The 22804-nt window shown below is 68.6% G+C and carries 25 protein-coding genes; 17 read left to right on the forward strand and 8 right to left on the reverse strand.

Translation table 11 applies throughout. The annotated features are described in order from the left end of the window. The first annotated feature begins 7 nt into the window (after positions 1–7). Entirely contained in the window at positions 8–610 is a 603-nt protein-coding gene (locus DES41_RS28125; RefSeq protein WP_114470929.1) for a 5-formyltetrahydrofolate cyclo-ligase, read from the forward strand. 15 nt (positions 611–625) lie between these two features. On the opposite strand, the gene DES41_RS28130 is transcribed toward DES41_RS28125, so the two are convergent. Then, positions 626–1621 (reverse strand): LysR substrate-binding domain-containing protein, encoded by a 996-nt coding sequence (locus DES41_RS28130; RefSeq protein WP_114470930.1) that lies wholly within the window; start codon positions 1619–1621, stop codon positions 626–628. A 108-nt stretch (positions 1622–1729) separates the two neighbouring features. On the opposite strand from DES41_RS28130, the gene DES41_RS28135 reads away from it, so the two are divergent. After that, positions 1730–2218, forward strand: a complete 489-nt coding sequence (locus DES41_RS28135) for a DUF2917 domain-containing protein (protein WP_114470931.1) — start codon at positions 1730–1732, stop codon at positions 2216–2218. 9 nt (positions 2219–2227) lie between these two features. Here the strand turns inward: DES41_RS28135 and DES41_RS28140 are convergent, their stop codons facing one another. The 3 genes from DES41_RS28140 to DES41_RS28150 all read right to left on the reverse strand — a co-directional run bounded on the left by DES41_RS28140 (position 2228) and on the right by DES41_RS28150 (position 4486). Further along, positions 2228–2887 (reverse strand): Crp/Fnr family transcriptional regulator, encoded by a 660-nt coding sequence (locus DES41_RS28140; protein WP_056661471.1) that lies wholly within the window; start codon positions 2885–2887, stop codon positions 2228–2230. A gap of 110 nt (positions 2888–2997) precedes the next feature. Beyond that, positions 2998–3672: a helix-turn-helix transcriptional regulator gene (locus tag DES41_RS28145; protein WP_114470932.1), complete on the reverse strand. Its 675-nt coding sequence runs from the start codon at positions 3670–3672 to the stop codon at positions 2998–3000. A gap of 151 nt (positions 3673–3823) precedes the next feature. Beyond that, positions 3824–4486, reverse strand: a complete 663-nt coding sequence (locus tag DES41_RS28150) for a Crp/Fnr family transcriptional regulator (RefSeq protein ID WP_114470933.1) — start codon at positions 4484–4486, stop codon at positions 3824–3826. 103 nt (positions 4487–4589) lie between these two features. On the opposite strand from DES41_RS28150, the gene DES41_RS28155 reads away from it, so the two are divergent. Together DES41_RS28155 and DES41_RS28160 are read left to right on the forward strand one after the other, a co-directional pair. Continuing rightward, on the forward strand, positions 4590–5321 hold the full coding sequence (locus DES41_RS28155) for a Crp/Fnr family transcriptional regulator (protein WP_245965899.1): 732 nt from the start codon (positions 4590–4592) through the stop codon (positions 5319–5321). Positions 5322–5443: 122 nt separating this feature from the next. Beyond that, positions 5444–5680, forward strand: a complete 237-nt coding sequence (locus DES41_RS28160; protein ID WP_147282976.1) for a hypothetical protein — start codon at positions 5444–5446, stop codon at positions 5678–5680. Between the two features lie 3 nt (positions 5681–5683). On the opposite strand, the gene DES41_RS28165 is transcribed toward DES41_RS28160, so the two are convergent. Then, complete coding sequence (locus DES41_RS28165) at positions 5684–6520, reverse strand: DUF6279 family lipoprotein (protein WP_245965900.1); 837 nt, start codon at positions 6518–6520, stop codon at positions 5684–5686. 52 nt (positions 6521–6572) lie between these two features. Here DES41_RS28165 and glmU point away from each other — a divergent pair, with 52 nt between their 5' ends. Next, entirely contained in the window at positions 6573–7982 is a 1410-nt protein-coding gene (gene glmU / locus DES41_RS28170) for a bifunctional UDP-N-acetylglucosamine diphosphorylase/glucosamine-1-phosphate N-acetyltransferase GlmU (RefSeq protein WP_114470937.1), read from the forward strand. Further along, a complete protein-coding gene (locus DES41_RS28175; protein ID WP_114470938.1) occupies positions 7979–8746 on the forward strand; it encodes a sensor histidine kinase in 768 nt (255 codons plus the stop codon). Before glmU ends, DES41_RS28175 begins: the two co-directional genes overlap by 4 nt. On the opposite strand, the gene DES41_RS28180 is transcribed toward DES41_RS28175, so the two are convergent. Next, on the reverse strand, positions 8697–9188 hold the full coding sequence (locus DES41_RS28180; protein ID WP_114470939.1) for an Lrp/AsnC family transcriptional regulator: 492 nt from the start codon (positions 9186–9188) through the stop codon (positions 8697–8699). The genes DES41_RS28175 and DES41_RS28180 overlap by 50 nt on opposite strands. A 135-nt stretch (positions 9189–9323) precedes the next feature. Between DES41_RS28180 and glmS the strand changes: the two genes are divergently transcribed. Continuing rightward, positions 9324–11225, forward strand: coding sequence for a glutamine--fructose-6-phosphate transaminase (isomerizing) (gene glmS, locus DES41_RS28185; RefSeq protein WP_114470940.1), 1902 nt, complete (start codon positions 9324–9326; stop codon positions 11223–11225). 237 nt (positions 11226–11462) lie between these two features. Here glmS and DES41_RS28190 read toward each other — a convergent pair whose 3' ends face one another. Together DES41_RS28190 and DES41_RS28195 are read right to left on the reverse strand one after the other, a co-directional pair. Beyond that, positions 11463–12815, reverse strand: coding sequence for an alpha/beta fold hydrolase (locus DES41_RS28190; protein WP_114470941.1), 1353 nt, complete (start codon positions 12813–12815; stop codon positions 11463–11465). A 387-nt stretch (positions 12816–13202) separates the two neighbouring features. Beyond that, entirely contained in the window at positions 13203–13718 is a 516-nt protein-coding gene (locus DES41_RS28195) for a MarR family winged helix-turn-helix transcriptional regulator (RefSeq protein WP_245965901.1), read from the reverse strand. Between the two features lie 231 nt (positions 13719–13949). On the opposite strand from DES41_RS28195, the gene DES41_RS28200 reads away from it, so the two are divergent. The 10 genes from DES41_RS28200 to DES41_RS28245 all read left to right on the forward strand — a co-directional run bounded on the left by DES41_RS28200 (position 13950) and on the right by DES41_RS28245 (position 22803). After that, complete coding sequence (locus DES41_RS28200; RefSeq protein ID WP_114470943.1) at positions 13950–14345, forward strand: RidA family protein; 396 nt, start codon at positions 13950–13952, stop codon at positions 14343–14345. A 12-nt stretch (positions 14346–14357) separates the two neighbouring features. Further along, a complete protein-coding gene (locus DES41_RS28205) occupies positions 14358–15281 on the forward strand; it encodes a DODA-type extradiol aromatic ring-opening family dioxygenase (protein WP_114470944.1) in 924 nt (307 codons plus the stop codon). A 26-nt stretch (positions 15282–15307) separates the two neighbouring features. Further along, entirely contained in the window at positions 15308–16120 is an 813-nt protein-coding gene (locus tag DES41_RS28210) for a DODA-type extradiol aromatic ring-opening family dioxygenase (RefSeq protein ID WP_114470945.1), read from the forward strand. A gap of 43 nt (positions 16121–16163) precedes the next feature. Then, positions 16164–17624 carry a 2-hydroxymuconic semialdehyde dehydrogenase gene (locus DES41_RS28215; protein ID WP_114470946.1) on the forward strand — a complete coding sequence of 487 codons (1461 nt, stop codon included), beginning with the start codon at positions 16164–16166 and terminating at the stop codon, positions 17622–17624. Positions 17625–17645: 21 nt separating this feature from the next. Next, complete coding sequence (locus DES41_RS28220; protein ID WP_114470947.1) at positions 17646–18083, forward strand: RidA family protein; 438 nt, start codon at positions 17646–17648, stop codon at positions 18081–18083. An 18-nt stretch (positions 18084–18101) separates the two neighbouring features. Beyond that, a complete protein-coding gene (gene mhpD, locus DES41_RS28225; protein WP_114470948.1) occupies positions 18102–18914 on the forward strand; it encodes a 2-keto-4-pentenoate hydratase in 813 nt (270 codons plus the stop codon). Beyond that, positions 18911–19675 carry a 2-keto-4-pentenoate hydratase gene (locus tag DES41_RS28230; protein WP_114470949.1) on the forward strand — a complete coding sequence of 255 codons (765 nt, stop codon included), beginning with the start codon at positions 18911–18913 and terminating at the stop codon, positions 19673–19675. The genes mhpD and DES41_RS28230 overlap by 4 nt, the downstream gene beginning before the upstream one ends. Before the next feature lie 79 nt (positions 19676–19754). Continuing rightward, the gene (locus DES41_RS28235; RefSeq protein WP_114470950.1) at positions 19755–20696 is read left to right on the forward strand and encodes an acetaldehyde dehydrogenase (acetylating); all 942 of its coding nucleotides are present in this window, start codon (positions 19755–19757) and stop codon (positions 20694–20696) included. A gap of 16 nt (positions 20697–20712) precedes the next feature. Next, positions 20713–21759: a 4-hydroxy-2-oxovalerate aldolase gene (gene dmpG, locus DES41_RS28240; RefSeq protein WP_114470951.1), complete on the forward strand. Its 1047-nt coding sequence runs from the start codon at positions 20713–20715 to the stop codon at positions 21757–21759. Between the two features lie 129 nt (positions 21760–21888). Beyond that, the gene (locus DES41_RS28245) at positions 21889–22803 is read left to right on the forward strand and encodes an alpha/beta hydrolase (RefSeq protein WP_114470952.1); all 915 of its coding nucleotides are present in this window, start codon (positions 21889–21891) and stop codon (positions 22801–22803) included. Position 22804 lies beyond the last annotated feature (1 nt).

Raw genomic sequence — 22804 nt, forward strand, 5'->3', positions numbered from 1 at the left:
GAGGATTATGGAGAAATCGGCCGAGGACAAGGCGCGCGAGCGCAAAGCCTTGCGTGCCGCGCTGTTGGAAGCGCGCCTGAACCTGCCCGACCGGCAGGAGCGTGCGCGGGGCTTGCAGCAGATCATGCGCATCTGGCTGGTCGGCCGAACCGACACGGTGATCGGCGCCTACTGGCCGATCAAGGGTGAGTTCGACCCGCTGCCTGCCCTGCACCGCTGGAAGGAAGACGGCGAACTGCAGGGCGAGGCAACGCGCAAGCGCATCGGCCTGCCCGTGGTGGACAAGGTGCACAAGACGCTGACCTTCCACGCCTGGTACCCCGGCTGCCCGATGGAAGAGGATGCCTACGGCATTCCCAAGCCCAAGGGAACGGAGGTGGTGGTGCCCACGCTGCTGTTCGTGCCCTGCGTGGGTTACGCGCCCGGCGGCTACCGCCTGGGCTATGGCGGCGGCTTCTACGACCGCACGCTGGCCACGCTGCAACCCAAGCCGCTGACGGTGGGGCTGGGCTTCGGCACGGCGTTCATCGACGACTTCGAGCCCGAGCCGCACGACGTGCCGCTGGACGCCATCCTCAACGACAACGGCGTGGTCTGGCCCATCAAGTAGCCGGCCGCAGCCAGTTCAATCGATGTCGTCCACCGTGTCCGGGTCGGGCGCATCGCCGACGGCCGCGCGCGTGAGCGCCGCCTGCTCCATGAGCCAGTCGCAAAAGGCCTGGACCTCGGGCCGGCTGTCGCGCCGCGGCGCCAGCTTGAGCCAGTAGGTCATCGGCGAGTCCATGCGCCGGCCGGGCAGCACCTCGACCAGGTCGCCATTGGCCATGCTTTCGGCCACCAGCGGCAAGCGCGCCAGCACCAGTCCCTGGCCGGCCAGCGCCGCCTGCACCATCTGGTAGGCATAGTTGAAGTAGAGCCAGCGCTGCGGCTGGAACTTGCGGGCCTGGGGCGCGGGCAGCTGCAGGTCGATCCAGCGCTGCCAGGTCAGCCACTGCAAATGGGTGTAGTGGGCGTCGCCAGCCTCGATGAGCGTGAACTGGCCCAGGTCCTCGGGCTTTTGCAGGCGCACGCCGCTCTTGAGCAGCCAGGGGCTGGCCACCGGCGTCAACTGTTCGCCGAACAGCCGGCGCCCGTCGGGCGGCATGTTGGCGAAATGGCCGTAGCGTAGCGACATGTCCACGTCGGCGATGTCCAGGTCGACCACGGCATCGGTGGCGTCGATGCGGATGTCGATGTCCGGATGGTCGCGCTGGAAGGCCTCGAGCCGCGGAATCAGCCACATCGAGGCGAATGAGGCGAAAGTCGTCAGCGAGACGCTGCGCCGCCCGGCGCTCTGGCGGATCTGGCGCACTGCGCCGTCCAGCCGTTCCAGCGCCGGAGCGGTGGCGGCGAGCAACTGGGCGCCGGCACCGGTCAGCTCGACGGCACGGGTATGGCGCAAGAACAGTGGCACGCCGACCTCTTCCTCCAATCCCTGGATCTGCCGGCTCACGGCCGATTGGGTGAGTGCCAGCTCTTCCGCGGCGACACGGAAGTTCAGATGGCGCGCCACGGCCAGGAAGGCACGCAGCTGTCCGGCCGAAATCGGCCGCGTGCGCAGGTGGGTCTGGGAATGCTGCATGGCGTGATTGATGCGCTTGGCGAATCAATAGCCTAGCGCGAATTCATTGGACCGCCAAGGGGCCGGCGACGATCATTCCTTCCCAAGCACCGAACTCAGGAGCCCGCCATGTTCACCCAAGCCACGCAAAGCACGCATCAATCCTCGTCCCCCGCCGCCCTCCCGGGTTGCTGGAAGCTCGACGCCGGTCAGGCCTTCAGCCTGACGCCGTCCGCTGCGGGCGTGCTGCGCATTGCACACGGGCGTGTCTGGGTCACCATGGACATGCTGCGCAGCGATGCCCAGGCCGCTGGCGATCTGTTCCTCGTGCCGGGGCGGGGGCTGGTGGTGCAGGCAGGCCAGCGCGTGGTGCTCGAATCCTCGGGTGCCGAACGCGGTGCGGCGGCCTATTTCGCCTGGGACCCGCTGCCGCAAACGCAGGCGCGTGCCGTCGGCCGTGCGCTGCAGGCCGGTCGCTGGCAGCAGGCCGTGGCCCAGCCGGTGCGCGACCTCGGGCTGGCCCTGGGCCAAGCCGGTGCCGCACTGACGCGGCTGGCGCTGGGCCTGTTCGGCCTGGTGCTGCCGCCCGCACGCGGCCGCATGCAGCAGCAGTCCTGACCGCCAGGCCTACCAGCGCGCCGGCAGCTTCGCCAGCAGGGCGATGCGCCGGTCGCGCACGCCGACATAGCCGCCGGCCTCCAGGTCTTTCATGATGCGGCTGACCATCTCCCGGCTGCAGCCGACGCGGCTTGCGATGTCCTGCTGCGTCATGCGCTCGCGCATCAGCGCGGTGCCGTCGGGCTGGGGTTCGGCCAACTCCGTCAGCAACTGCGTGATGCGCCCGTAGACATCGGTGAAGGCCAGGTTGCGCACGGCGTTGGTCGCCGAGCGCGCGCGCCGGATCACCTTGCCCAGGAGATCCAGCGCAAAGCCCGGCTCCTGGCCGATGAAGGCCAGCAGGGTCGCGCGCGACACCAGCGAGCACACGGCGGGCTCCAGCGTGATCACGCTGGCCGAGCGCGGCCCGCCGTCCAACGCCATCTCGCCGAAGTAATCGCCCGCGACGATCACGCCCAGCGTGATCTCGCGGCCGTTGGAATCGGTGCTGAACACCTTGACGCGGCCTTCCATGACGACGAAGAGCGTGTCGCCGTGGTCCGACTCATGGATCAGGATGGTGCCCTTGCGGTAATGCCGCACGTCGCCAAGGGCGGCAAGGCGGCGCAAGGGGCTGGAGGGGGCGGCGTTGGAACTGAACGCGTCGGTCTGTGCACTCAACTCGGACATCATGGCTCGACGTGCCGCGTGGCGGCGGCGCTGGTGTGGCGTTGTTCGCGCCAGTCTAAGCCATGCACCTCGGTGCCGCGCGCGCAGGCGCGACCCGGGCCGCCGGCGGATCAGGCCAGGTGGCGCGCCATGGGCGGCAGCAGCGAAACCGTCTGCACGAGTTCGCGGATGGAGCCGCTGCGCGTCTTCTGGCGGATCGACAGCAGTTGGCTGCGCACCGTGGACACCTGCACACCGTGCTGGCGGGCCACCTCGTGCGGCCGCTTGCCTTCGCAGACGGCGGCCAGCACATTGCTCTCGGCGGCCGTGAGGTCGCAGGAACGGGCGAACAGCGCCAGCGTGGTGGCATCGCACAGGCGCGACTTGGAGAAGATCAGCAAAGCCTGGCCGTCTTCCTCGGGGCCGGCGAGCGGCACCACGGCCACAGTGGTGCGGCCGGGAGCCTTGTTGGCGGTGAGCAGGTCGCGCACGCCGGTGCGGGCCAGCGTGAGGCTGCGTTCCAGGGCGCGCTCGCCCACGGGTGTCAGCGCGCAGAGCTCGCCGGCGACCAGCGACAGGCCGCTGCTGTGGTTGCTGTCGGCGCTCATGGCGAGCAGGGCGGCCGAGTTGGCCAGGTGCAAGCGGCGCGAGCCGATGGAAATCAATGCGAGCCCGTAGTCCACGTGTTCGATGATGCAGCGCAGCATCGTCGTGGCATCGGAAAGGAACCGCCGCGGCGTGGCAGCGATGACGCTGCCGATGTCCCAGGCAGCCTCGGTCTGGACAGACGTTGAACCTTCCAACATGGCAGCTCCTTGTTCCCCGCGGCATGGGCGAGGCCGGTGGGAAGCTTAGGTGGCGTGCCGGGTGTGACGCCGTGTGAAACCCACACCCGCTTTGTGACGTATGCACACAATTTGGAGCGAATTTTTTCAAAAACCCGCGCCACTTCGTGAACTACCAGCGCGACGGGAGAGGCGTGCGCAGCACCATCCGGCCGTCGTCCCGCTCCAGGTAGCCGGCTGCCTGCAGGTCTCTGAGGATGCGGTTGAGCATCTCGCGGCTGCAGCCGACGCGCTGGGCGATCTCCTGCAGGCTCAGGTCGTCGGGCAGCACGGCCCGGCCATCGCCATCGGGCTGGGCGGCGCCACCCAGCAGCTGGGCCAGGCGGCTGTACACATCGATGAAAGCCAGGTTGCGCGCGCTGTTGGTGGCCATGCGCGCACGCCGCGTCACCTTGGCCAGCAGTTCCAGCGCGAAGCTGGGTTGGCGTCCGATGTGGGCCAGCAGTGCGTCGCGGGTGACCAGAGCGCAGACGGTGGGCTCCAGCGCCTCCACGGTGGCCGAGCGGGGGCCGCCGTCCAGGGCCATCTCGCCGAAGTAGTCGCCGGCGCCGACGTAGCCGAAGGTGATCTCGCGGTCCTGCGGGTCGTGGCCGTAGGCGCGCACCTGGCCTTGCATGACGACGAACAGCGTGTCGCCGCGGTCGGCCTCGTGCAGCAGCTTGGCGCCGCTGCCGTAGCGGCGCGGCGTGCCCACGGCCGCCAACGCCCGCACGCTCTTCGGGTAGGCAGGGTCGGCACAGAACGCTTGCGCCACGGCATCCAGGCTGGAACCCATCGCTGCACCTCCTTCGTTCCGGTTCGGGAAGCGGTCGGAGTGTAGGAGCATGCGGCGGCGCCCCCTACACTCGCGCTCCGTGATGCCGTCCGACGCCCCTCCCATGCCGACGCGCTGCGCCCACTGCGGTCTGCGCGCGAGCGGCGCATTCCATCAGCTTGCGGAGAGCGAACTCGGCTTCATCGAAGACCTGCGCAGCGCCTCCGAGCGCGTGCCGGCAGGCCACGTGCTGATCCGCGAGCAGGCCGACGGCGGCCGGCTCTACACGCTATACGCCGGCTGGGCATTCCGCTACAAGACGCTCAGCGATGGCCGGCGCCAGATCCTGAACTTTCTGCTGCCTGGCGACTTCTTCGGCCTGCAGCAACGCTTTTCTGAAGGCGCGACCTATGGCGTGGAGGCGCTGACCGAGGCTTCGGTCTGCGTGTTCCAGGGCGCGCGGCTCTGGGAGCTCTACCGCACCCAGCCGCGCCTGGGTTACGACCTGACCTGGCTTTGCGCGCGCGAGGAGCAGATGCTGGACGAGAACCTGCTCACCACCGGCCGGCGCAGCGCGATGGAGCGCGTCGCCGTGCTGCTGATCCATCTCTTCAAACGCCTGCAGCGGATCGGGCTGGTCGCCGAAGACAACAGCTGTGCCTTCCCGCTGACGCAGCAGCACATGGCCGATGCGCTGGGACTGTCGCTGGTGCACACGCACCGCACGCTGCGCCGTTTGCAGGCCCTGGGCTTGCACAGCCTGGAGGATGGGCGGTTGGTGCTGCGCAACCCGCGGGCGCTGACGCAGCTGGCCGACTATGCGGCCCGGCCATTGGAGAAACTGCCACTTTTGTAGGATGGCGCCGACGGCTGTAACAAGCCGTGGACGACGGGGTGTCCCCAGGCGGCGCCCTAAGCTGGTGCAATCTTGCCGGCGTGCCCTGTTCCTGGGCATGCGGCGCTCCAGGATTGATCGCCATGCACCAGGATTTTCGCGATTCCGTCTCCGCCGGGCTGCAGCACCGCCATCTGCCGCCCGACAACCGCCAACAGCAACAAGACAACGGCACGCGCGAATTCCAGCCCCCCGCGCAGCAGGGCGATGCCTGGAGCGTTCCCGAGGTTCCGCACAGCCTGCAAGCCTACCTGGACCGCAGCCGCCAGCGCGGGGAACTGCCGCGTCCGCGCCCGGCACTGCGGCTGGCCAAGCGCTGAAACTCAGCGCTGCGCCGCCAGCGACCGGAAATCCTTCTCGTACGCCTGCAGCCGCTTGACGGCGTTGTCGCGTTGCGCCGCCGTGGTGGTGTCGTGCAACACGGCCAGGCCTTCGCAGCCTTCCTCGATCTGCCGCTGCGCATAGGCGCGGTAGTCGGTCTGCGGCGACTGGCGGTAGCGCGCGAACAGGCCGCGCAGCGCGCGCTCGGCCTGTTCGGGCGTGGTCTGCTCGCCGGCCAGGCTGCGCAGTGTCTGCAAGGTGTCCTGCTGGCGCCGCAGGCGTTCGGCCTGCAGCTTGCGCGGGTCATAGCTGGAGGCGTCGACCTGGCGGCGCAGCAGTGCCCGCTGCTCGGTGCTCAGCCGACCGTAGAAGTGCTCGGCGCGGTCCAGCGTCTTGTCGTAGCGCTTCTCGTGCAGCTTGTCCGGGCTCAGCTCAAGCCACTCCTTGCGGAAGTCCTCGTTGGTCTTGCTGTATTTGGTCTCCAGGTGCTGCAGCTGCGCCGGCGTGAGGCTGCGCACCAGCTGCGCCGCACCGGGCTCCGAGTGGGCGCTGAGGTCTGCCAACTGGCGCTGCACGTCGTCCACCAGCGCGCAGGCCTGTTGGGCGGGCAGGTGCTCCTGCGCGGCCAGCGCCTGGGCGCGTTGCAGCAGGCCGGCCATCTCGGGCAGCTGCGTGCGGTGCCACTGCTGCAGGCTGGCCAGGTCTTCGCGCAGGCGCGTCGACTGCGAATCGTCGAAGTCCAGGTAGCTGTTGAGCCACCAGGTGCCGAACGTGGGCACGTTGTTGTAGGCCAGACGCACGGAGCCGCAGCCCGCCATCAGGCAGGCCAGAGCCAGCACGATAATCCGCGCGGCATTTGAACCAGTTAAAGCAGTTAAAGCGAGGTAGTGCATGGCATCCGTCGATGTGGTGGTCATGGCCGCGGGCAAGGGCACGCGGATGAAGAGCAGCATCCCCAAAGTGTTGCACCGTCTGGCCGGTCGAGCCCTGCTCGGGCATGTGCTGGGCACCGCGGCGCAATTGGCCCCGCGGCGCACCATCGTCATCACCGGCCATGGCGCTGCGACAGTGGAGAGTTTCGTCCAAGAGGCGGCCGCCGGCCAAGCCGCTTCGGCGCTGGATTGCGTCAGACAGGAGCCGCAGTTGGGGACGGGCCATGCCGTGCAGCAGGCCGTGCCGCTGCTGCCCGATGACGGTGTCACGCTGATCCTCAACGGCGACGTGCCGCTGATCGCGGCCGACACGCTGCGCGCGCTGCTGGGCAGCTGCGCCGGCGAGCGGCTGGCACTGCTGACGGTGGACATGCCCGATCCCACCGGCTATGGCCGCATCGTGCGCGATGGCGATGCCGTGCAGCGCATCGTCGAGCACAAGGACGCCACGCAGGCCCAACGCGCCATCCCCGAGATCTACACCGGCGTGATGGCCGTGCCGACGGCCGCGCTCAAGCGCTGGCTTGCGCGGCTGACCAACGACAACGTGCAGGGCGAGTACTACCTGACCGACATCGTGCAGATGGCCGTCGCCGACGGCGTGCCGGTGGTGGCGAGCAAGACCGCAGACCGCATCCAGGTCGACGGCGTCAACAGCCCGGTGCAGCTGGCCGAACTCGAGCGCGCCTACCAGCTGCGCCATGCCCAGCGCCTCATGGAGCAGGGCGTGCGCCTCGCGGACCCGGCGCGCCTGGACGTGCGCGGCCGGCTGGAATGCGGGGCCGATGTGGAGATTGACATCGGCTGCATCTTCGAAGGCCAGGTGAGCCTGGGCGACGGGGTGCGGATCGGCCCGCACTGCGTGATCGCCAATGCGCAGATCGCTGCCGGCACCGTCATCCAGGCGTTCTGCCACATCGAGGGCGGTGCCGATGCCGGCGGCCAGGTGCAGGTGGGCGCGGGCGCGATCGTCGGCCCGTACGCACGGCTGCGCCCCGGCGCCAGGCTTGGCGAAGAGGTGCACATCGGCAACTTCGTCGAAGTCAAGAACTCCACGCTGGCCAAGGGCGCCAAGGCCAACCACCTGGCCTACCTGGGCGACGCCACCGTGGGCGAGCGCGTCAACTACGGCGCAGGCAGCATCACGGCCAACTACGACGGTGCGAACAAGCACCGCACCGTGATCGAGGCCGATGTGCACGTGGGCAGCAACTGCGTGCTCGTCGCTCCCGTGACGATCGGCGCCGGCGGCACCGTGGGCGGTGGCTCCACCATCACCAAGGATGCTCCGGCCGGGGCGCTGAGCGTGGCGCGCGGCCGCCAAGTCAGCATCCCCAACTGGACACGCCCCGCGAAGAAGGCGAAGTGAGCGCGGACGGCCCCAGCCAACTGCAGGCGCTGCGCGCGCAGCTGGGCGCGGCCCAGGCCGATGCCGAGGACATGGCGCGCATGGTCTCGCACGACCTGCGCGCGCCGGTGCGCCATGTCTTGGCCTACGGCGAGGTGCTGCGCGAGATGGCCGCGTCCGGCGAGGATCTCTCACCCGCCCTGGCCCAGCTGGAGCGCTCCTCGCGCCAGCTGGGCGACATGCTCGATGCCGTGCTGGCGCTCGTGCGGTTGTCGGGCGCGCCGCTGCAGCCGGGCCTGACCGACGGTGCGCTGTTGGTGGCCGAGGCGCGCCGCGCGGCAGAAGCCGCCTTGTCCGCGGCCGACCGTGCGCGCGCCATCCGCTGGGAGATCGCGCCTGCCCTGCCGCCCGTGCCGGGCGACGCGGCGCAGCTGCGCCAGGCGCTGGCCGCGCTGCTGGCCAATGCCGTCAAGTTCACGCGCCCTGCGGCCGAGCCCTGCATCCAGGTCGACGGCATGGCGCTGCCCGATGGCTGCGTGCAACTGTGCGTGCGCGACAACGGCGCCGGGTTCCCGCCCGCCCAGGCCACACGCTTGTTCCAGCCCTTCGCGCGCCTGCACGGTGCCCGCTTCGAGGGCCTGGGCACGGGCCTGGCCCTGGTGCAGCAGGTCATGCGCCGCCACGGAGGCAGCGTGCGCGCCGAGGCCGCGCCCGGCCAGGGCTGCACGGTCTGGCTCACCTTGCCGCAGGCAGCGGCAGCCGGGTCTGGAATTTCGCGCGCTTGAGGCTGAAGAAGGCCTTCACGTTGCGCACGTTGGCATCGGCCGTGAACAGGCGCTCGGCCAGCGCCAGGTAGTCGGGCATGTCGCGCGCGTGCACCACCAGGCAGAAGTCGGGCCCGGGCGAGACGCGGTAGCACTGCTGCACCGCATCGTCGGCCACCACGCGCGCCTCGAACGCGGCCAATTGCTCGGCGCCCTGGCGGTCCAGCGTGATCTCCACCAGGGCCGTCAGCCCATGGCCCAGCACCGGGGCCAGCCGGTCCGGCGACAGGATGGCCACCTGGCGTTCCACCAGCCCCGCATCGACCAGCCGCTTGACGCGGCGCAGGCAGGTCGGCGGTGACACGTGCACCAGCTCGGCCAAGGCCAGGTTGCTGAGCGAGGCGTCGCGCTGTAGCTGGTCCAGCAGCCGCAAATCGATCGTGTCGATGTCCGAAGATTCCATACTTTAATCATGTATGAAATTTTTCGCCGCGACTGCCGTGCGGGGAAACAATGTTTCGAATATTGTGAAAAGTCGAACAAAAAGAACGCTCACCATCGCCTAGCATCCGCCCGCTCATCCACAAGGAGAACTTCTATGTGCGGCATCGTCGGCGCAGTGTCCAAGCGCAACATCGTCCCCATCCTGGTCCAGGGCCTGCAACGGCTCGAATACCGCGGGTATGACAGCTGTGGCGTCGCCATCCATGCCGCCAGCCTCGGTCCGGCCGAAGGCGGAGGGCTGCAACGCGCCCGCAGCACGGCGCGCGTGGCCGAACTCATGGCCCAGGTGCAGGCCGAGCACATCGAGGGCGGCACCGGCATCGCCCACACGCGCTGGGCCACGCATGGCGCGCCGGCCGTGCACAACGCCCATCCGCACTTCAGCCACGGGCCTGGCGCCGAGGCGGCCGAGCGGCCCGGCCGCATCGCGCTGGTGCACAACGGCATCATCGAGAACCACGATGAACTGCGCGCGGCATTGAAGGCCAAGGGCTACGCGTTCCACAGCCAGACCGACACCGAGGTCATCGCCCACCTGGTCGACAGCCTGTACGACGGAGACGTGTTCGAAGCCGTCAAGGCGGCGGTGCGGCAACTGCGCGGGGCCTACGCCATCGCCGTGTTCGCCAAGGACGAGCCGCACCGCGTGGTCGGCGCACGCGCCGGTTCACCGCTGATCCTGGGCGTGGGCAAAGATGGTGGCGAGCACTTCCTGGCCAGCGACGCCATGGCCCTGGCCGGCGTGACCGACCAGATCGTCTACCTGGCCGAGGGCGACGTGGTCGACCTGCAGTTGGGCAAGTACTGGATCATCGACAAAGCGCACAAGAGCGTGACGCGCCCCGTCAAGACCGTGCAGGCCCACAGCGGTGCGGCCGAACTGGGCCCGTACCGCCACTACATGCAGAAGGAGATCTTCGAGCAGCCGCGCGCCATCGCCGACACGCTGGAGGGCCTGGTCGGCATCGCGCCCGAACTGTTCGACGGCCAGCCCGACGAAGAGGGCGTCAGCGCCAGTGCGCACCGCGTGTTCCAGCAGATCGACCGCGTGCTGATCCTGGCCTGTGGCACCAGCTACTACAGCGGCTGCACCGCGAAATACTGGCTGGAAGGCATCGCCAAGATCCCGACCCAGGTCGAGATTGCGAGCGAATACCGCTACCGCGAGTCCGTGCCCGACCCGCGCACCCTGGTCGTCACCATCAGCCAGAGCGGCGAGACCGCCGACACGCTGGCGGCACTGCGCCATGCGCAGAGCCTGGGCATGGAGCACACGCTGACGGTCTGCAACGTGGCCACCAGCGCCATGGTGCGCGAGTGCAAGCTGGCCTACATCACGCGCGCCGGCGTGGAGGTCGGCGTGGCGTCGACCAAGGCCTTCACCACGCAGCTGGCGGGTCTGTTCCTGCTGACGCTGGCGCTCGCCCAGGCGAAGGGCCTGCTGACGGAGGAGGCCGAGCAGCGCCACCTCAAGGCGATGCGCCATCTGCCGGTGGCGCTGCAGTCCGTGCTGGCACTGGAGCCGCAGATCATCACCTGGTCGGAAGACTTCGCGAAGATGGAGAACGCGCTGTTCCTGGGCCGTGGCCTGCACTACCCGGTCGCGCTGGAGGGTGCACTCAAGCTCAAGGAGATCACCTACATCCATGCCGAAGCCTACGCCGCGGGCGAGCTCAAGCACGGCCCGCTGGCGCTGGTCACCAGCACCATGCCCGTGGTCACCGTCGCGCCCAACGACCAGCTGCTCGAGAAGCTCAAGAGCAACATGCAGGAAGTGCGCGCCCGTGGCGGCGTGCTGTACGTGCTGGCCGACGGCGACACGCGCATCGAGAGCGAGGAAGGCATCCACGTGATCCGCATGCCCGAGCATTACGGCGAACTTTCGCCGCTGCTGCACGTGGTGCCGCTGCAGCTGTTGGCCTACCACACGGCCTGCGCACGGGGAACGGATGTGGACAAGCCGCGGAACCTGGCGAAATCGGTGACGGTGGAATAAGGGCGCGGCTGCCGCTGACAGGAGCGGTTCGTCTGAGAAAAATAAAGTGGGTCGGACGGACCTTGCGATGTTGTGCAGCCCGATGGAAGTGGGCCGACCTTGACGAAGATACGGCTCAAGCGCCTGAACCCGAAGCGCAGCGCGGGGGCCACCGCTGTTCGGACTTGGCTGGCTGTAGCTGGCCACTAGGAGAAGCTCGGGCGTGACCGCCTTGTGCATGTCCGTGGACGGCGCGCGTCAGTAGCTCAGTTCCAGCACCGACACGTGGTTGTCGGCCAGCGGCCAGCTGCGTCCGACAACGCGTTCGCCGTTGAATTCGGCCACCAGGGTGCGCGGCAGCCCGACGGGCTTGATGCGCGACACCGCCACACCCGCGCCCAGCAGCGCGCCCGGCGGTGGCGATTGGCCGTCGAAGGCCATCTTGTCGCGCCCCGGATCCAGGTAGCCGCGTGGCCGCGTCATCAGGGCAAGCGTCGGCGCGCTCTTGTCGGCCTCGGGCACACGCTCGGGCCGGAGATTGAGCACCTTGGTCGAGCGCGGGAATGGGCTGCGGTAGAAGTGCGTGGTCGCGTAGCCAGGCGCGCTGACAACGAACTCGTGGCGCGCCTGCGGGTCCGTCGCCAGGGGGCCCCAGTCCCCTCCAGCGGGCACCACCGCGGTGTAGACGGCCGGGCCGAGACGCTCGCCCGTGTGCGGGTCGATGGTGAAGACCTCGATGCGTGCACCTGGCAGGCCGATGTTGGTGCCAGCGCCACTCACCTTGCCGGCCAACGACACACGCGGCTCGGAGGCGATGTCGATGCGCGCCGGTACGCCCCCGGTGATGAAGCGGTAGGCAGCCTCGAAGGCTGGAGCGGAGAACGAAGTCTCTCGGTGGTCGATGCGCGGGATGACGAGGTTGGTGGCGCCTTTCAGTTCGGGTCCGGCGGCCGTGACGCCGGTGGCCACGCCGCGCTTGCCAACCCACAGGCCATCCGGTTGGGCGAACTTGTCGTTGCCGTCGGAGCGCACCGTCATCCAGCGCACCGGGCCGGTGACCTCGTCGCCCGCGGCGTTCTTGGGCGCATTCAGCGCGCTGAGGAAGGGGCCGTGGCCCGCGAACTCGCTGCGGTCCGACAGGCCCTCGATCGCAACCGCCCAGACACCGTGGTTGGGCGTGCCACCCAGGATGGCGTGCGAGACCGTTCTCTCGCCACCGCCGTTGGCGATGTAGTTGCGGATGGCGTTGCCGCCGCGCGAGTTGCCCATCAGCACGACCTGGCGCGCGCCGGTGCGGGCCAGCACCTTGTCGACCTCTGCGCGCAGGTAGTCCCGGTGCTCGGCTGTCGACGAGCGGCCAGGCTGTTCGCGCGTGTCGTCGTCGCGCGCGGTGGGCAGCGGCATGTCGATGGCGTGCAGCCGCTCGCGCGGCCAGCCGTTGGATTCGAAGCGCCACATCGTCGTCAACCACACCCCGGCGTTGTCGCCGTTGCCGTGCACGAAGACGATGGGCGGGCGCGTGTCGGCGTCGTTCGGGACAGGGGCGGTTGCGCAGGAGGTCAGCAGCAGCACGGCCGCGGCCAGCACGAAACGCCGGGTCAGATGGGACATGGAATCTCCAGGAACGCGAGAAGTGGGCGACGGGACTTCAATGCGCTGAGGAGGATACGCTGCCAAGGCAGCGTCTGTACCAGGGCGTGTGGATCCGGCGCGCAATGGGATCGAGAGGCGGACGCGCACGCTGCGCGAGGCGCTGCTTGGCGACCATCAACCCTGAGCAGCACAGTCTGTGAAGGGCGCGGAGCAGTGCATCGTCGCGGCTTGCCCGCATCGCGTTGTCTCTTCCCAAGTCAAGTTGCTGGCTTTAGCAGCGGAGGCCTTCTGGGGGGCGCATCTCTGATCTCTTTTTGCGCGACCCGCGGATGCGGGTGCCCGCAACCCCCATGAACGCCCGCATGCGCGCACACCGCCCGTGGCCTGCAGGGCGCAGCGCGTTCTTCAAGCGTCCCCGCCGCCCACGCCGGCGATCAGCCTCAGGCATTTGACGAAGAGCCCGCGGTACTCCTCCGGGAGCATCGCAAGCAGCTGGTCCTCGACGGCCGCATCGCGCGGCATCACGCGGTTCAGAAGCTCCACGCCACCAGGCGCAACGAACAGCTGGTAGGCGCGCGCATCGCCCGGCGAGGGCCTGCGTTCGATCAACCCACCCGTGCTCATGCGGCGGACCATCTCGGCCACCGTGTTGCGGTCCATCGACAGGCGCTCGGCCAGCGCGTTCTGGTTCAGGCCCGGCTCCTGGTGCAGCAGCACCAGGGCGGCCTTCTGCCGGGGCGTCACACCCTCTTCGGCGAACGTGGTGGCAAAGATCTCCTCTGCCTTGAAGTGGGCGCGGCGCAGCAAATGCGACGGCACATCCTCCAGGCGGAATTGACCGAGCAGGACCTCTACTTCCTTGGTCGCCGACGGCGGTGGCTGAATTTTTTTGGGCATGGGATGGACGAAAGGCGAGAACACCGGGTGCAGATCTGCCGGATCCGGCCCAGCGGAGTTTAAGCGGGGTCCCAGCATATCCTTGGAACAACGTGCACGTACTAAATCGGGGCGCGCACTACCGCGGTGCGCCTCCATATGGTGCCATAAAAATAAGTGCTTTCCCTAGGTTTTCATGGCAATTGAGCGACTAAGATAGTACGCATACGTCGTAAAACACCTGTTCCGCGGTTGATTTCTACCTGAACCATCGACATGCATGACGCACCCGTTCTTCGGCGGATCGAGCGATCCGCTGCGCTTCCCGCGCCCCGCTTCCGTTATGCGCAAGCGGTGCAGGTCGGGGCGGATGTCTACGTCTCCGGCCTGGTCGGTATCGATCCTGCGGATGGCCGACTCGCCGACGGCGCAGCGGAGCAAACCCGGCAGATCCTGCGCAACCTGGAGGCGCTGTGCGCCGAGCAGGGCTGGTCGATGGACCGGCTGGTCCTGGCCCGCGTGTTCTGCGCCTCGGGCGATGCGGCCGACGGCATGAACGCGGTCTGGAGCGGGTTCTTTTCCGACCGGGCGCCGCCCGCCAGAACGTTCGCGATCGTCGCGTCCCTCCCGCTGCAGGCCGCAGTGGAAATCGAGTTTCAGTTGTCAACCTGACAGGAGTGCACTATGAGTGAAGGCAAGATTCTTTCCGGCTTCCTGGCGCCCCATCCGCCGCACATGGTCTATGCGGAGAACCCGCCCCAGAACGAGCCCCGGTCGGAGGGCGGATGGGAGCAGCTGCGCTGGGCCTACGACCACGCCCGCGCCAGCATCGAGAAGCTCAAGCCCGATGTGCTGCTCGTGCACACCCCGCACTGGATCACGCAGGTCGGCCACCACTTCCTCGGCGTGCCGCGCCTGGAGGGCCGCTCGGTCGACCCGATCTTCCCCAACCTGTTCCGCTACGACTTCGGCATGGACGTCGACGTCGAGCTGGCCGAGGCCTGCTGCGCGGAAGCCAACAAACTGGGCATCGTCAGCAAGATGATGCGCAACCCGAAGTTCCGCGTGGATTACGGAACGATCACCACGCTGCACATGGTCCGCCCGCAGTGGGACATCCCCGTGGTCGGCATCTCCGCCAACAACACACCCTACTACCTCAGCACGGGCGAGGGCCAGGGCGAGATGGACATCCTCGGCCGCGCCACCCGCGAGGCCATCCGCAAGACCGGCCGGCGCGCCGTGCTGCTGGCCAGCAACACGCTGTCGCACTGGCATTTCCACGAAGAGCCCGAGCTGCCCGAGGACATGAGCAAGGAACATCCGGAGCGCTACGACGGCTACAAGTGGGACATGCGCATGATCGAACTGATGCGCAAGGGCCGCATGAAGGAAGTGTTCGAAACCATGCCCCAGTTCATCGACGAGGCGTTCGCCGAGGTCAAGTCCGGCGCGTTCACCTGGATGCACGCCGCCATGGGCTACCCGGAGCTTGCCGGCAAGTTGCATGGCTACGGCACGGTCATCGGCACCGGCAATGCCGTCATCGAGTGGAACCTGGAAGAAGCGGGTCTTTCCAGCTTGGGCGCCGAAGCCCGCGTCGCCTGATCCATCCCCATTCCTGGAGCTTCAAAGTGACTGTTGTATCTGCATTCCTGGTCCCTGGCAGCCCGCTGCCCCAGTTGCGCCCCGACGTTGCCCCCTGGGGGCGCCTGCGCGATGCCATGTCCGCGGCCGGCAAGGCCCTGGCGGAATCGAAGCCCGATTGCGTGCTCGTGTATTCCACGCAATGGTTCGCCGTGCTCGACCAACTGTGGGTCACGCGCCAGCGCAGCACCGGCCTGCACGTCGACGAGAACTGGCATGAGTTCGGCGAGCAGACCTTCGACATCGTGTCCGACACCGCCACCGCGCAACGCTGCGTGGAGGGCTGCCGCGCTGCGGGAATCCATGCGCGCGGCGTCGACTACGACCAGTTCCCGATCGACACCGGCACCATCACCGCGACGACCTTGATGGGCTTCGGCAACGCAGAGACGCCCGTCGTCATCGCGGCCAACAACCTGTACCACAGCGCCGAGCAGACCGAACAGCTCGGCGGCATCGCGAGCGCGGCCGCGGCCGGCAAGCGCGTGGCCGTCGTGGGCATCGGCGGCCTGTCCAACAACATGTTCCGCGAGAGCATCGATCTCGCCGCCGACCGCATCCTCTCCGAGGCCGACGACACCTGGAACCGCAGGCTCCTGGCCCTGATGGAGGGCGGCGACATCGATGGCCTGCGCCAGGCCTTGCCCAGCTACGCCGCCGAGGCGCGTGCCGACATGGGCATGAAGCACTTCCATTGGCTGCTCGGCGCCATGGGCGGCGGTTTCAAGTCGGCCACCGTGCGCGCGTACGCGCCCCTCTACGGCAGCGGTGGCGCGGTCGTCGAGTTTTCCATCCAGTAGGGCCGGTTTGGCAGGCCCGCATTCGCCCCCAAGGAGCACAGTGTTGAAGCAGTACAGGAATTTCATCGACGGCCGGTTCGTCGAGAGCGAGAAGCGCTTCGCAGGGATCAATCCCGCGAACGGCGTCCGCTTCGCCGACATCCACGAGGCCACCCGTGGCATGGTGGACGAGGCTGTCGAGGCCGGGCACCGCGCGGTGCAGGCATGGGGCAAGACCTCGGTGGCAGACCGGGCGGCCATGCTGTGCAGCATTGCCGATGAGATCGATCGGCGGGCCGACGACTTTCTCGACGCCGAAGTCAGCGACACGGGCAAGCCGGTGTCGCTGGCCTCCAAGCTGGACATCCCGCGCGGCGCCGCCAACTTCAGGATCTTCGCCGACATCCTGAAGACGGCGCCGCTGGAAACCTACCGCACCGATCTGCCTGGCGGCGCACAGGCGATCAACTACGCCGTGCGCAAGCCGCTCGGCGTGATCGGCATCATCTCGCCCTGGAACCTGCCCCTGCTGCTGCTCAGCTGGAAGATCGCGCCGGCATTGGCGTGCGGCAACGCGGTCGTGGCCAAGCCATCGGAGGAGACGCCTGGCACCGCCACGCTGCTGGCCGAGGTGATGCACAAGGTGGGCTTGCCCGACGGCGTGTTCAATCTCGTGCACGGCTTCGGCCCGAACTCGGCCGGCGAGTTCATCACCCGGCACCCGCGCATCAACGCCATCACGTTCACCGGCGAGTCCAAGACCGGCACGGCCATCATGCACGCCGCCGCCGAGGGCGTGAAACCGGTGTCGTTCGAGCTGGGCGGCAAGAACGCCGCGATCGTTTTTGCCGACTGCGACTTCGAGAAGACCGTGGACGGCATGGCGCGCGCCGTGTTCCTGAACAGCGGGCAGGTGTGCCTGTGCTCCGAGCGGATCTTCGTGGAGCGCCCGATCTACGACCGCTTCGTGGGCGCCCTGGCGGAGCGTGCCCGGCAGATCAAGCTGGGCGACCCGACCGACGAGGGCACGGGCATGGGCCCGGTGATCTCGGCCGGCCACCGCGACAAGGTTCTCACCTACTACGCACTCGCTCGCCAGGAAGGCGCGCAGTTCATCGTGGGCGGCGGCACACCGACGTTCGGCAACCAGCTGGACAACGGCTTCTGGGTGGAGCCCACGCTCATCGCCGGCCTGCCCGACAGCGCGCGGTGCGTGCGTGAAGAGATCTTCGGCCCCATCGGCCACGTGACACCGTTCGACTCCGAAGCCGAGGTGGTCCAGCGCGCCAACGCCACGCCGTACGGGCTGGCAGCGACGATCTGGACGAGCAACGTCAACCGGGCCCACCGCGTCGCGCAGTCGATGAACGTGGGCGTGGCCTGGGTCAACGCCTGGTTCCTGCGCGACCTGAGAACACCCTTCGGCGGCAGCGGGCTGTCGGGCGTGGGGCGTGAGGGCGGCATGCACTCGCTCAACTTCTATTCGGAACTCACCAACGTGTGCATCCATGTCGATGCCGCGTAGATGCCACGGACAGCCACAACCATGAGCAACGCCACCACCTCTTCCGCCGTCGTCGCAGGGCGCGCCACGCCCCGCGGCAAGTTCCCGCACGTCAAGCGCGCGGGCGACCTCCTGTTCGTCTCCGGCACGAGTTCGCGCCGGCCCGACAACAGCTTCGCCGGCGCCACCGTCGATGCCATGGGCGTCCTGCAGGCCGACATCCGCGCGCAGACGCGCGCCGTGATCGAGAACATCCGGGCCATCCTGCAAAGCGTCGACGCCGACCTGTCCGACCTCGTCGAGATCTCCACCTACCTCGTGGACATGGGCGACTTCCAGGGCTACAACGAGGTCTACGCCGAGTACTTCGACCACAGCGGCCCGGCCCGCACCACGGTGGCCGTCCACCAACTGCCCCATCCGATGCTGCGCATCGAGATCAAGGCCGTGGCCTACAAGCCGCTGCCTCCCAGCGCCTGAAGGCCGAGGAATTCGAACGTGACCCCCCGACAACACGACGAGGCGGCGGCCCTGCTGCGCGCCGCCGCCCAGGGCGCCAAGCCCGTCGCGCCGCTGCGCGACACCTACCCCGGCATGACGGCCGACGATGCCTACGCCATCCAGGCCATCCACGCCACGCGGCGCATCGCCGAAGGCCGCAGGCTCGTCGGCAGCAAGATCGGCCTGACGTCTGCGGCGGTGCAACGCCAGCTCGGCGTCGACCAGCCCGACTTCGGTGCGCTGCTCGACGACATGGCGTACGGCGACGGCGAGACGATCCCGATGTCCGTGCTGCAGCAGCCGAAGATCGAGGCCGAGATCGCCTTCGTCCTCGGCCGCGACCTCGACATGCCCAACCCCACCCACCACGAGGTGCTGCAGGCGGTCGACTACGTCGTCCCTGCCCTGGAGGTCGTGGGCAGCCGCATCGCGGACTGGAACATCCGGTTCGTCGACACGGTGGCCGACAACGCATCGAGCGGCGTCTACGTGCTGGGCGCCACGCCCATGTCCCCGCGGGGGCTCGACCTGGGCCTGGCCGGCATGTGCCTGTCGCGGCGCGGCGAGCCGGTGTCCACCGGCGTCGGCGCGGCCTGCCTGGGCCACCCTGTGAACGCCCTCGTCTGGCTGGCGCGGACGATGGCGCGGCTGGGCAAGCCGATGCGCGCCGGCGAAGTGGTGCTGTCGGGCGCACTCGGGCCCATGGTGGCGGTCCAGGCGGGGGATGTGTTCGAGTGCCACATCCACGGCGTGGGCAGCGTGCGCGCCGAGTTCGCGGCGCAGCGCGAGACCGATGGAGTCGCAGCATGAGTGCCCACCAGGACATCGTCGCCACGCTGGACGACGCCGCCCGCTTCGCCCATGAAGTGCCGCAGTTCGACACGCAGGGCAGTCTCACGCTGAACGACGCCTACGCCATCCAGAGCGCGTCGATCCAGCGGCGCATCGGCCGCGGCGAGCAGCGCGTCGGCGTCAAGATGGGTTTCACCAGCCGCGCCAAGATGGTCCAGATGGGCCTGTCGGATGTGATCTGGGGCCGCTTGACCGACGCCATGCAGATCGAAGAAGGGTCGGACGTGCCGCGCGCCCGCTTCGTGCATCCGCGCGTCGAGCCGGAAATCGCCTTCCTGCTGAAGAAGCCGCTGTCCGGCCGCGTGACCGGGGCCGAGGCGCTCGCCGCGGTGGAAGCCATCGCGCCAGCGCTGGAGGTGATCGACTCGCGCTACAAGGACTTCAAGTTCACGCTGCCCGAGGTCATCGCCGACAACGCGTCGTCCAGCGGTTTCGTGGTCGGCGGCTGGCATGCGCCGACGCTGGACTTCCGCAACCTGGGCCTGGTGATGCGCATCGACGGGCGCGCCGTGCAGGCGGGCTCCACGGCGGCGCTGCTGGGCGATCCATTGCGCTCGCTGGTGGCGGCGGCACGCGTCTCGGCCGCGGCCGGCGAGCCACTGCAGGCGGGCTGGATCGTGCTGGCCGGTGGCGCCACGCCGGCGGAGTGGATCCACGCCGGCCAGCACATTGCCCTGCAGATGCAAGGGCTGGGAAGCGCCAGCTTCCAGATGGTCTGACGGGTTCAGGCCGCCATCCCCACATTCGATCGATCCAGGCACTGCGCGCGGGGCGCGGCCGCCTGACCCAGGAGTTTTCATGACCCGGACATTCAAGGCTGCCGTCATCGGCAGCGGCAACATCGGCACCGACCTCATGGTCAAGATCATGCGGCACGGGCGACACATCGAGATGGCCGCCATGGTCGGCATCGACTCTGCGTCCGACGGCCTGGCGCGTGCCGCACGGCTGGGCGTGGCAACCACGCACGAAGGCGCCGAAGGCCTCACCCGGCTGCCCGTTTTCCACGACATCGATTTCGTGTTCGACGCGACCAGTGCGGGCGCGCACGTGCGCAACGATGCCCTGCTGCGCCAGCACCGGCCCGGCATCCGCGTCATCGACCTCACGCCAGCGGCCATCGGGCCGTACTGCGTCCCTGTGGTCAACGGCCGGCAGCACCTGGACGCGCCGAACGTCAACATGGTGACCTGCGGCGGGCAGGCGACCATTCCCATGGTGGCGGCGGTCTCGCGCGTGGCCAAGGTGCATTACGCCGAGATCGTGGCCTCCATCGCCAGCAAGAGCGCAGGGCCCGGCACACGGGCCAACATCGACGAGTTCACCGAGACCACGTCGAGGGCCATCGAAGCGGTCGGCGGGGCGGGCAAGGGCAAGGCCATCATCGTGCTGAATCCGGCAGAGCCGCCGCTGATGATGCGCGACACCGTCTACACCCTGAGCGACGAGGCCGATGCGGACGCCATCGCCGCGTCCATCGCGCGCATGGTGGCCGAGGTGCAGGGCTATGTGCCGGGCTACCGGTTGAAGCAGGCCGTGCAGTTCGACCGCGTGCGCGACCTGCACGTGCCGGGTGTCGGCCGCCTGTCCGGCCTGAAGACCAGCGTCTTCCTCGAAGTCGAGGGCGCCGCGCACTACCTGCCCGCGTACGCGGGCAACCTGGACATCATGACCAGCGCGGCCCTGCGCACGGCCGAGCAGATGGCCGCCAGGATGGCGGCCGAAGCGGTTGCAGCCTGAGCGAGGAGAACCCAGCATGCCCCACACCACTGCGGCCGAACAGGCCAGGCTCTACATCTCCGACGTGACGCTGCGCGACGGCAGCCACGCCATCCGCCACCAGTACACGGTGGCGCAGGTCCGCCAGATCGCCAAGGCGCTCGACGATGCGGGCGTCGATTCCATCGAGGTCGCGCACGGCGATGGCCTGCAAGGCTCCAGCTTCAACTACGGCTTCGGCGCGCACGCCGATCTCGAATGGATCGCGGCCGCCGCCGACGTGGTGCGGCACGCCAGCATCGCCACCTTGCTGCTGCCCGGCATCGGCACCGTCCACGACCTGCGTGCGGCCTACGACGCGGGCGCCCGCGTCGTGCGCGTGGCCACGCATTGCACCGAGGCCGACGTATCGCGCCAGCACATCGAATACGCGCGCACGCTGGGCATGGACACCGTCGGCTTCCTCATGATGGCCCACATGTGCCCGCCTGCCGTGCTGGCCGAGCAGGCCCGGCTGATGGAAAGCTATGGCGCCACCTGCTGCTACGTGGTGGATTCGGGCGGCGCGATGCACATGAACGACGTGCGGGACCGCGTGCGCGCCCTGCGCGACGTGCTGCAGCCCGAGACGACCATCGGCATCCACGCCCACCACAACCTGAGCCTGGGCGTGGCCAATTCGCTGGTGGCGGTCGAGGCCGGTGCCATCCGCGTCGATGCGAGCCTGGCCGGCATGGGCGCCGGCGCGGGCAACGCACCGCTGGAGGTGTTCATTGCCGCCGCCGAGCGCGCGGGCTGGCGCCATGGCGCCGATCTGTACCGACTCATGGACGCCGCCGACGACATCGTGCGCCCCCTGCAGGACCGCCCCGTGCGCGTCGACCGGGAGACGCTGGCGCTCGGCTATGCCGGCGTGTACAGCTCGTTCCTGCGCCATTCGGAAGCCGCAGCGCAGAAGTACGGCCTCAAGACCGTCGACATCCTCGTGGAGTTGGGCAGGCGCCGCATGGTCGGCGGGCAGGAAGACATGATCGTCGACGTCGCCCTCGACCTGCTGCAGCGCACCGAGGCTGCCACGGAATGACCACGCCGCAGGCGCAGAGGCATTTCGCGGCCTCCTGGCGCCACCCGATCTGACACCCGTCTGACCCCCGTCCCTTTGCCGATGCCCGGTGCGGTTGGGTGCCGCGCCATCCCGTCCCTTGGAGAACCCATGCAGCCCCTGTACCGCCAATTCAGAACCCAGGAACAGATCGACGCCCAGTACGACGTCGAGAAGTCCGTGCCCGACTTCATGGTCTACGCCCGGCACTACGTCGAAGAGAGCGAGGGCGTTCGCAGCCGCTTCGCCGCTTCCCTCGACGTGCCCTATGGCCCCACCCTGGACGAGACGCTCGACATCTTTCCCGCGGAACAGCCGGGCGCGCCCGTCTTCGTCTTCATCCATGGCGGTGCCTGGCGCATCCTGAGCAGCAAGGAGTTCTCGACCGTCGCCCAGGGGCTGCACGCCCGCGGCATCACCACCGTGGTGGTCAACTACGCGCTCTGTCCCAAGGTCGGCATCGACGAGATCACACGCCAGTCCCGTGCCGCCGTGGCATGGGTACTGCGCAACATCGAGCGCCACGGCGGCGATCCGAAGCGTGTCGTGCTCGGTGGGCATTCGGCAGGCGGCCACCTCACCGCCATGTGCCTGCAGACCGATTGGGAGAACGACTACGGGCTGGCCAAAGATCCTCTTGCGGGAGCGGTCATGGTCAGCGGCGTGTTCGAGATCGAGCCGTTCCGCTGGTCGTCGATCCAGCCGATGCTGCAGATCGACGATGGCGTCATCCGCCGCAACACGCCCATGCACAGCGTGCGCCGGTGCACCACCCCCATCCTCGTGTCGTGGGGCAGCGACGAGCCCGAGGAGTTCGCACGCCAGTCGCGCGCATTCGTCCAGGCGTGGACCGATGCGGGGAACCAGGCCGAAGCGCTGCCGCAGGAGGGCCGCAACCACTTCGATGCCATCTACGGGCTGGAGGCACCCGCCCATCCGTTGACCGCGTGGATCGCCAATGCGGTCGCGGCTGAAGGCACCGCCGACGGTGGTGCTGTGCAACCCATGAACGCCACCCCGGCCTGAA

Origin of the sequence: Pseudorhodoferax soli (genome assembly GCF_003337555.1) — a bacterium.
In the GTDB taxonomy this organism is placed as follows: Bacteria; Pseudomonadota; Gammaproteobacteria; order Burkholderiales; family Burkholderiaceae_C; genus Pseudorhodoferax; species Pseudorhodoferax soli.